The 1,725-nt window shown below is 39.5% G+C and carries 2 protein-coding genes; both read left to right on the top strand.

Annotated features, from left to right (window positions below; translation table 11 throughout):
• The first annotated feature begins 22 nt into the window (after window positions 1–22).
• Window positions 23–370: a hypothetical protein gene (locus R8925_RS15750; RefSeq protein ID WP_430536734.1), complete on the top strand. Its 348-nt coding sequence runs from the start codon at window positions 23–25 to the stop codon at window positions 368–370.
• Between the two features lie 147 nt (window positions 371–517).
• Window positions 518–1,672, top strand: coding sequence for a VanZ family protein (locus R8925_RS15745; protein WP_430536733.1), 1,155 nt, complete (start codon window positions 518–520; stop codon window positions 1,670–1,672).
• Window positions 1,673–1,725 lie beyond the last annotated feature (53 nt).

Genomic DNA, 1,725 nt, shown 5'->3' with positions numbered 1-1,725 from the left:
GTTTTGGATTCTCTCAAGGACCGTGTGTCACATTACATTTCTATTTCTTAATTACACACTTTTCTTGACAAACCCTTGGATTATCGCCTACGGTAATGACATCACGGACTACATTCAAACTTTCACGTATCTCGATGGTGCGCTTGGGGATAGCATTGCAACACTCGGTTGGATAACCGTTATTGCATCTGCCCTAGCGCTAGTTTCAACACTCCTCATCAAAAAAAGTCCACGTGGTTGGGGTGTTGTACTAACACTTATTGGCATTATTATGTTCTTTGTAGTTGGTCAGATTTGGATTATTTCTGGAATTCTAATCATTCTTGCAGGCCTAATGGCTCTGTTCCGAGTGCCATCGCCTAAATATTAATAACTATCCAATCGAAAAGATGAGTCAAAATCTAGCAATCGTTAATGAAAAAGTGCCTCCCAAACGCTTTTTCATTAATATAGCTAAGTTTTGACTCGTTTTTTTTGTGTTTTTAGTGTAATCTGATACAGAAGGAGGTTTTTATTAATGCATGCTTATTTATTTCCAATCGAAGTGGCGGTGCTACTATTTCCCGTCATCGCTTTTATTTTAACACTACCATTCGTCATCTACCAATATCGCAAATTCGGTGGCTTAAATTTCTTGCGTAATGTTGTTCTATACACCTTTATCTTTTATTTGTTATGCGCTTTTTTACTGATTTTATTGCCACTGCCAGACCCCGATGATGTCGCCAAAATGACGGGCTCCGCAGTACAATTAACACCATTCAAGTTCATTCAGGATTTCTTAACACATACCGTACTGGTTTGGAATGATCCAAGTACATATTTAACCGCGCTAACACAAGCCGTTGTGTTGCAACCTGTTTTCAATATTCTCTTAGTCATACCATTCGGTGTTTACTTGCGTTATTATTTTCGTTGCTCATTTTGGAAAACAACATTGTTCTCCTTCCTGCTATCCCTGTTTTTTGAAATTACACAACTAACTGGTATTTATGGGATTTACCCACATGCATACCGACTATTTGATGTGGACGATTTAATGCTAAACACACTCGGTGGTATGATTGGATTCGCTATCGCACCGCTATTCACTAGCCTCCTACCATCACGTACAAAAATGGATGAAATGACCTATATCCAAGGAAAACAAGTCAGCTACTTGCGGCGGCTACTTGCTTTTGTTATCGATTGGCTATTACTCGACGTGCTCACAACCATACTAGGTACATTGCAAGTTCTTCCATTTAGCAATCTAGAAACAAATGGTGGTGCAAGGTTCATACAACTCTGGTGGCTCGTTCTGATTGTTTTCTTATACTTCATGCTCCTACCAAAATTCACAAAAGGACGCACATTCGGAAAAATGCTCGTACAAATTCGGATAAAATCGACGAACTCAGAACGTTTAAAACTCCGGCAACTAATGATTCGAAACGGCTTGCTCTACTATGTAACGCTTGCTATCATTATTTTTCCGCTAAATCCATTTTTCATCGATCTCCCCCCAGCACTATTTTTGACTGTAATTGGTGTCGGTTTCGTTGCAGGATTTCTGTTTTTCATACACGTTTGTATTAATTTCTTCTCCAAAGATCGGCAACTTTTTTATGAAAAACTAAGTCATACCAGACATGTTAGTACATTTAAGCAATCGAGTAGGAGGAGCCGTTAGGCTCCGACCTCTCACACCACCGTACGTACCGTTCGGTATACGGCGGTTCAATA

Source organism: Listeria rocourtiae subsp. hofi (genome assembly GCF_963575615.1).
Lineage (GTDB): Bacteria > Bacillota > Bacilli > Lactobacillales > Listeriaceae > Listeria_A > Listeria_A hofi.
This window is presented reverse-complemented; position numbering and strand designations above follow the sequence as displayed.

Excerpts from the sequence above, each read along its gene's own strand:
- R8925_RS15745 (WP_430536733.1), top strand. The coding sequence starts at position 518 with ATGCATGCTTATTTATTTCCAATCGAAGTGGCGGTGCTACTATTTCCC.